The sequence below is a fragment of the Streptomyces sp. NPDC058662 genome, from assembly GCF_042716255.1.
Lineage (GTDB): Bacteria > Actinomycetota > Actinomycetes > Streptomycetales > Streptomycetaceae > Streptomyces.
In genome coordinates, this window is record NZ_JBHXRU010000169.1 from 1 (window position 1) to 7,888 (window position 7,888).

Here is a 7,888-nt window from a genome sequence, read left to right on the forward strand (position 1 = left end):
GTCCGCGGCGGCCGCGCCGGAGCCGGCTCCCTCCCCGGGCGCGCCCCCGGGGAGGGAGCCGAGGGTGTCCAGGACCTCCTCGGGCGTGCCGATGCGCTCCAGGATGCGGCGTACGGCGGCCGGCGTCTCCGGTTCGTACTTGGCGCGCCGACGGTCGATCTCGTCCCGAAGCCCCGACACCAGCCGCATCCGGTCGCCCGAGGACAGCTGCCGCCGCTGCGCCAAGTCCCCGACCCGGCTCAGATATTCGTAGACCAGTTGGTCGCTCTCGATCCCCATGCCCCGCCTCCTCCCGTACCGCCTGCGGGAAAGGTAGCGCGTGCGCCCGTGGAGCGGCCGGGGGCGCAGCGGATACCGTTGACCGGATGGGAACCGGCCGACTGACCGGCCGACGCGACCAGGAGGCAACTGTGCCTGAGGCAAGCACTGCTGCGGGAGGCACCGCGAACGGCACCGCGGACGGCAACGCCGGCGGCTCCGCGGGAGGCGCCCCGCGCTCCCTCGCCGAGGCGCTGCGCACCCGTGACGACGCGGCGCTCGCCGCTCTGCTCCGGGCCCGCCCCGACCTGCTGAACCCGGTGCCGGGGGACGTGACGCAGCTGGCCACCCGGGCCGGGACCCGGGCGTCGGTGGTACGGGCGCTGGAACGCCTGGACCGGTTCGCGCTGCAGACCGCCGAGGCGCTGGCGGTGTCCCCCGACCCGTGCCCGTACGCGGTGCTCCAGTCGCTGCTCACCGGCCACCACGGCGAGGGCACCGAGGGCGACCCCGCGCGCGCCGCCCTCCCCCGGGCCCTGGGGACCCTGCGCGACCAGGCCCTGGTGTGGGGCGACGACGACCGGCTGCGGCTGGTGCGCACCGCGCGCGAACTGCTCGCGCCGTCCGCCCAGCGGCCCTCGCCGACCGGCCTCGGGCCGACCGTCGCCGAGGCCACGGCCGGGATGTCGCCGACCCGGATCCAGGAGATCGTGGCGGCGGCGGGGCTGCCCGCCACCCACGACCCGGTGTCCGCGGTGACCGCGCTGACCGGGCTGTTCACCGACCCCGAGCGGATGTCCGCCCTGCTGGACGAGGCCCCGGCGGAGGCCCACCAGGTGCTGGGGCGCCTCGTGTGGGGGCCGCCGTACGGGGAGGTGACGCCGAATCCGACCGCGCCGGTGCGCTGGCTGCGCGACCGGGGGCTGCTGCTGCCCGCGTCGGCGCGGACCGTCGTACTGCCCCGCGAGGTGGCGCTCCACCTGCGCGGGGGTCTGGCCCACCGGGACACCGCGCCGGTGGCTCCGAGGGTGCCTGCGCACCGCGAGCACCGTCCACAGCTTGTGGACGCGAACGCGGCCGGGCAGGCGCTGGCCGCGCTGTCCACCGTCGAGGAACTGGTGAAGTCCTGGGAGTACGCCGGTCCGGCGGTGCTGCGGGCGGGCGGGCTCTCGGTACGGGACCTCAAGCGGGCCGCTGCCGCCCTGGACACCACCGAGCCGTCGGCGGCGTTCTGGATCGAACTCGCCTACGCGGCCGGGCTGCTGGCCGGCGACGGGGAGGCGGACGAGCGGTACGCGCCCACGCCGGCCTTCGACGACTGGTGCGAACTGCCGCCCGCCCAGCGGTGGGCGGTCCTCGCGCGGGCCTGGCTGCCGGCCACCCGGACCGCCGGCCTGGTCGGCGAACAGGACTCCAAGGGCCGCACCCTGTCGGTGCTCGGCCCCGAACTCGACCGCTCCGCCGCCCCCGAGGTGCGCCGGCGGGTCCTGGACCTCCTCGCGGACCTGCCCGAGGGCGCGTCCGCCGACGCGCGGGACCTGCAGGCCCGGCTCGCGTGGGAGCGGCCGGTGCGCGGTACGGGCGACCTGCGCGCCCGCCTCGCTCAGTGGACGCTGACCGAGGCGGAGGTCCTCGGCGTGACCGGCCGGGGCGCCCTGTCCGGTCCGGGCCGGGCCCTGCTGGAACACCGCGACCCGGCGCCGCTGCTCGAACCGCTGCTCCCGGAGCCGGTGGACCACGTCCTGCTGCAGGCCGACCTGACGGCCGTGGCGCCGGGGCCGCTGCGCCGCCCGCTCGGGGACACCCTGGCGGTCCTCGCGGATGTGGAGTCCAAGGGCGGCGCGACGGTGTACCGCTTCACGCCCGGGTCGGTGCGCCGCGCCCTGGACGCCGGGCACACCGCCGTGGACCTGCACGCCTTCCTCGCGGAGCACAGCATCACGCCGGTCCCGCAGCCCCTGTCGTACCTGATCGACGACGTGGCCCGGCGGCACGGGCACCTACGCGTGGGGGCCGCGTCCTCGTACGTGCGCTGCGACGACGACTCCGTGCTCGGCGAGATCCTCGCCGACAAGCGCTCGGCGGGGCTGGCGCTGCGCCGCCTCGCGCCGACGGTGCTCGCCGCGCAGGCGGAACCGGCCGCCCTGCTCGACGGGTTGCGGGCGATGGGGTACGCGCCGGCCGCGGAGTCCCGTACCGGCGACGTCCTGGTGTCGCGGGCCGACGCGCACCGCACCCCGGCGCGCTCGGCGCCCGTACCGGTTCCGGACGGTCCGCCGGTGCCGGACCCGACGCTGCTGGGGGCGGCCGTGCGGGCGATCCGCGCGGGCGACCTGGCCGCGACGGCGGTGCGCAAGGACCCGGCGGCCCCCGCCGGGGAGGCCGCCCCGGCTCCGGGCGCACTGCCGCGCACGAGCGCGGCGGAGACCCTGGCGACGGTGCAGGCCGCGGCGCTGACCGGGTCGGCGGTGTGGATCGGCTACGTGAACGCCGAGGGCGCGGCGAGCCAGCGGGTCATCGCGCCGGTGCGGGTGGAGGGCGGCTTCGTCACCGGCTACGACCACACGGCCGACGAGGTACGGACGTACGCGCTGCACCGCGTCACGGGCGTCGCGGAACTGGCGGAGGACCAGGTCTGACGGCGGGCGGAGCGGCGGCGCGGAGCGGGCCGCGGGCGGCGGCGGGCGGGCCGTAAATCCGGTGGCCCGCGGCAGGGGCGCCCGGCACCCTGGGGGCATGTCCGACAGCAGGCCGCCCCAGCGCGGGATCCGCGCCGCCCACACCGACACCTCGGTCACCGTCTACCAGGCGTACGCCCCCCGGCTCGGCCTGCCGGCCGCCCGCGACGGCCGCTTCCCGGCCGCTTGGAAGCGGGAGCGCATGACGTGGGTCAAGCCGTCGTTCCTGTGGATGATGTACCGCTGCGGCTGGGCGACCAAGGCCGACCAGGAGACGGTGCTGGCGGTCGAGATCACCCGCGCGGGCTTCGACGACGCGCTGCGCCACGCCTGCCTGTCGCACTTCGAGCCCGGCACGCACCCCGACCGCGCGGCCTGGCAGCGGCAGCTGCGCGAGGCGCCGGCCCGCGTCCAGTGGGACCCGGAGCGGGACCTGCACCTGAACCCGCTGCCGCACCGCTCGCTCCAGCTGGGCCTGTCCGGCCGCGCCTCGCGCGCGTACGCCGACGAGTGGACGCTCTCCATCCGCGACGTGACCCCGCTGGCGCGGACGATCCACGGGCTGCTCCAGGGCGGCCGGCAGGACGCGGCGCGCGCCCTGCTCCCGGCGGAGACCCCGTACCCCTGCGGGCCGTTGCCGCACCTGGGCGCGTAGCCGATCCCCTGAGCGCCGGGCCGTCGCCGCCGGGGACGGGTCCGCGGGGACGCGTTGCGGAGGGGCCGTGCCGCTGGGCCGCGAGCCGCACGCCGACGCCCGACTCCGGGCGCACACCGCCCCGCCCCCGGCCGGATGCGGCAGACTGGAGGTTTGGCCGTCCGCGCCCGGACGGCCACCCCACGCGGAAAGGGACGTGCGTGAACGGGCCCCTCATCGTCCAGAGCGACAAAACCCTCCTCCTGGAGGTCGACCACGAGCTCGCCGGAGCCGCGCGGCGCGCCATCGCCCCCTTCGCCGAGCTGGAGCGGGCTCCCGAGCACATCCACACCTACCGGATCACCCCCCTCGGCCTGTGGAACGCCCGCGCCGCCGGGCACGACGCCGAGCAGGTCGTCGACGCCCTCGTCGAGTACTCCCGCTACCCCGTCCCGCACGCGCTGCTCGTCGACGTCGCCGAGACCATGGCGCGCTACGGCCGCCTCACCCTCTCCAAGCACCCCGTGCACGGTCTGGTCCTGACCAGCACCGACCGGCCGGTGCTGGAGGAGATCCTGCGCTCCAAGCGGATCGCCCCGCTCGTCGGGGCCCGCCTGGACCCCGACACCGTGGCCGTGCACCCCTCGGAGCGCGGGCAGATCAAGCAGACCCTGCTCAAGCTGGGCTGGCCGGCCGAGGACCTCGCGGGGTACGTCGACGGCGAGGCCCACCAGATCGACCTGGCGGAGGACGGCTGGGCCCTGCGCCCGTACCAGCAGCAGGCCGTCGAGGGCTTCTGGCACGGCGGCTCCGGGGTCGTCGTACTGCCCTGCGGCGCCGGCAAGACGCTGGTCGGCGCCGGCGCCATGGCGATGGCCAAGGCGACCACGCTGATCCTGGTCACGAACACCGTCTCGGCCCGCCAGTGGAAGCACGAGCTGGTCAAGCGGACCTCGCTGACGGAGGAGGAGATCGGCGAGTACTCCGGCACCCGCAAGGAGATCCGGCCCGTCACGATCGCCACGTACCAGGTCCTGACGACGAAGCGGAAGGGCGTCTACCCGCACCTGGAGCTCTTCGACTCCCGGGACTGGGGCCTGATCGTCTACGACGAGGTGCACCTGCTGCCCGCGCCGGTCTTCAAGTTCACCGCCGACCTCCAGGCGCGGCGCCGGCTCGGCCTGACCGCGACCCTGGTCCGGGAGGACGGGCGCGAGTCGGACGTCTTCTCCCTCATCGGCCCGAAGCGGTTCGACGCCCCGTGGAAGGAGATCGAGGCGCAGGGCTACATCGCGCCCGCCGACTGCGTCGAGGTCCGCGTCAACCTCACCGAGGCGGAGCGGTTGGCGTACGCGACCGCCGAGACGGAGGAGAAGTACCGCTTCTGCGCGACCACGGCGACGAAGCGGAAGGTCACCGAGGCCCTCGTCGCGAAGCACAAGGGCGAGCAGACCCTGGTCATCGGCCAGTACATCGACCAGCTCGACGAGCTGGGCGAGCACCTGGACGCGCCCGTCATCAAGGGCGAGACCTCCAACGCCCAGCGCGAGAAGCTCTTCAACGCCTTCCGTGAGGGCGAGATCAGCGTGTTGGTCGTGTCGAAGGTCGCGAACTTCTCGATCGACCTGCCGGAGGCCACGGTCGCCATCCAGGTGTCGGGCACCTTCGGCTCCCGCCAGGAGGAGGCGCAGCGCCTGGGCCGGGTCCTGCGGCCGAAGGCGGACGGCCACGAGGCGCGGTTCTACTCGGTCGTGGCGCGCGACACGATCGACCAGGACTTCGCGGCCCACCGCCAGCGCTTCCTGGCCGAACAGGGCTACGCCTACCGCATCATGGACGCGGACGAACTCCTGACCACCGACTGACCACCGAGCGCCCTCCGGCCGCGCCCCGGACCGGCCCCGGACCGCGCCCCCCCCCGGCTGACCCCCGGCCGGCCCCCGCGGGCCGGGGGTCAGCGGCGGGCCGCGCCCGCGTCCTCCGCCGTACGAGACCCGTACGGGCGTCCTCCCGCGGCCGCGATATCCGGTCGCGGCGTTCCGGTGCGGTGGCTAGAATCTCCGCTCTTGCCGCCTCCGGCCGCCCCATCGGGGAGCGCCGCCCGCCCGGGGCACCTCCCAGCGGTAGCCGGGGGCGGAGACCGGCGGGCTCCTGTTCCGCACCAGCAGCTGGAGGCAACGCCGTGCCCGCGCACGCCCCCGACCAACCCCTCGCCCGCGAACGCGCCCACCTCGCCGCCTCCCGTACGGCCCTGCGCGCCATGCGCGAGGACGTCGAAGCCCTCGACATCCGCGACGTCACCGCGAACTGGGTCAACGCGATCGTCCTCCAGACCCAGATCGACGACCGCATCAAGGCCCTCGCCGACCTCACCCACACCCCCCTCTTCTTCGGCCGCCTCGACTACCTCCACGCCCCGGGTGCGGACCTCGCCGAAGGCGCCGGCGGCGAGCAGTTCTACATCGGCCGCCGCCACGTCCACGACGCCCACGGCGACCCGATGGTCATCGACTGGCGCGCCCCGGTCTCCCAGCCCTTCTACCGCGCGTCCAAGGCCGACCCCCAGGACGTCGCGCTGCGCCGCCGCTTCGGCTACACCGGCGGCGAGCTGACGGCGTACGAGGACGAGCGGCTCTCCGACCCCACCGAGGTCCCGGCCGTCAGCAGGCTGCTCCAGCGCGAGATCGAGCGCCCGCGCGTCGGCCCGATGCGGGACATCGTCGCGACGATCCAGCCCGAGCAGGACGAAATCGTCCGCTCGGGCCTGACCGGTTCCGTGTGCGTGCAGGGCGGTCCCGGCACCGGGAAGACGGCGGTCGGCCTGCACCGGGTCGCGTACCTGCTGTACGCCCACCGCGACCGCCTCGCCCGTACGGGCACGCTCGTCATCGGGCCGAACCGCTCCTTCCTGCACTACATCGAGCAGGTCCTGCCCGCCCTCGGCGAGCTGGAGGTCAAACAGGCCACCGTCGACGACCTGGTCGCCCGCCCCGGCCTGGAGGTACGCGGCACGGACGCCGCCGAGACCGCCGTGGTCAAGGGCGACGCCCGGATGGCGGAGGTGCTGCGCCGCGCGCTCCGCGCGCACGTCACGGCGCCGGCCGAGGCCCTGATGGTGGTCCGGGGGTCGCGCCGCTGGCGCGTACCCGCCCACGAGCTCGCCGAGATGGTCGAGGAGCTCCAGAACCGCGACATCCGCTACGGCGCCGCCCGAGACGCGCTCCCCCAGCGCCTCGCGCACGCCGTCCTCGTACGGATGGAGCAGGCCGGCGAGGCGCCGGACGACCGGGTGCAGGACGCGGTCGCGCGCGACCCCGCCGTCAAGGCGGCCGTGAAGGCGGTCTGGCCGCCGGTCGAACCGGCGAAGCTGGTCCTGCGCCTGCTCTCCGACCCCGACTTCCTGGCCCTCCACGCGGCGGACGTCCTGACGGCCGACGAGCAGAAGCTGCTGCTGTGGCCCAAGCCGTTCCGGTCCGTGAGGTCGGCGAAGTGGTCGGCGGCGGACCTGGTCCTGATCGACGAGGCGGCGGACCTGGTGGAGCGGACGCCGTCGCTGGGCCACGTCGTCCTCGACGAGGCCCAGGACCTCTCCCCGATGCAGTACCGCGCCGTGGGACGGCGCTGCACGACCGGCTCGGCGACGGTCCTCGGCGACCTCGCCCAGGGCACGACGCCGTGGGCCACGCGGGGCTGGGAGGAGGCGCTGACCCACCTGGGCAAGCCGCAGGCGGTGGTGGAGGAGCTGACGGCGGGCTTCCGCGTACCGCGCGAGGTGATCGCGTACGCCTCCCGCCTGCTGCCGTCGATCGCGCCGGGCCTGGAGCCGGTCTCCTCGGTCCGCGAGACGCCGGGCTCGCTGCGGGTCTCGCGGACCTCCGACCTGGCGGCGGCGGTCGTCACCGCGTGCCGGGAGGCGTTGGAGCACGAGGGGTCCGTCGGCCTGATCGCGGCGGACGCCCGGATCCCCCTCCTGGCGGAGGCCCTGGCGGCGGCGGGGCTGCCGTACCTGTCGCCCGGGCAGGAGACGACGGCGCAGTCGCGGCTGACGCTGGTGCCGGCGTCCTTGGCGAAGGGTCTGGAGTACGACTACGTGGTCCTGGACGAACCGGCCGCCATCGTCTCCGGCGAGCCGGACGAGCGGACCGGCCTGCGGCGGCTGTACGTCTGCCTCACCCGGGCCGTATCGGGCCTCGCCGCCTTCCACACCGCCCCCCTGCCGGCCGCCCTGTCCTGACCCGGTCCCCGGCGGGGGGCGCCCCCCCCCCCCCGGGGGGGGCGCCCCCCCCCCCACACCCCCCCCCCCCCCCCCCGCCCCCCC

General features: G+C 75.8%; 4 protein-coding genes and 1 pseudogene. 4 read left to right on the forward strand and 1 reads right to left on the reverse strand.

Features of this window, described 5'->3' with window-relative positions; all coding sequences use genetic code 11:
• Positions 1–279 (reverse strand): annotated as a pseudogene (locus ACFWUQ_RS30575) (hypothetical protein); the annotation flags it as partial.
• Positions 280–365: 86 nt separating this feature from the next.
• On the opposite strand from ACFWUQ_RS30575, the gene ACFWUQ_RS30580 reads away from it, so the two are divergent.
• The 4 genes from ACFWUQ_RS30580 to ACFWUQ_RS30595 all read left to right on the forward strand — a co-directional run bounded on the left by ACFWUQ_RS30580 (position 366) and on the right by ACFWUQ_RS30595 (position 7,804).
• The gene (locus ACFWUQ_RS30580; protein ID WP_384544508.1) at positions 366–2,897 is read left to right on the forward strand and encodes a helicase C-terminal domain-containing protein; all 2,532 of its coding nucleotides are present in this window, start codon (positions 366–368) and stop codon (positions 2,895–2,897) included.
• Positions 2,898–2,994: 97 nt separating this feature from the next.
• Complete coding sequence (locus ACFWUQ_RS30585) at positions 2,995–3,591, forward strand: DUF4291 domain-containing protein (protein ID WP_384544510.1); 597 nt, start codon at positions 2,995–2,997, stop codon at positions 3,589–3,591.
• Positions 3,592–3,791: 200 nt separating this feature from the next.
• Positions 3,792–5,435 carry a DNA repair helicase XPB gene (locus ACFWUQ_RS30590; RefSeq protein ID WP_384544512.1) on the forward strand — a complete coding sequence of 548 codons (1,644 nt, stop codon included), beginning with the start codon at positions 3,792–3,794 and terminating at the stop codon, positions 5,433–5,435.
• A gap of 395 nt (positions 5,436–5,830) precedes the next feature.
• Positions 5,831–7,804 carry a HelD family protein gene (locus ACFWUQ_RS30595; protein WP_384544514.1) on the forward strand — a complete coding sequence of 658 codons (1,974 nt, stop codon included), beginning with the start codon at positions 5,831–5,833 and terminating at the stop codon, positions 7,802–7,804.
• Positions 7,805–7,888 lie beyond the last annotated feature (84 nt).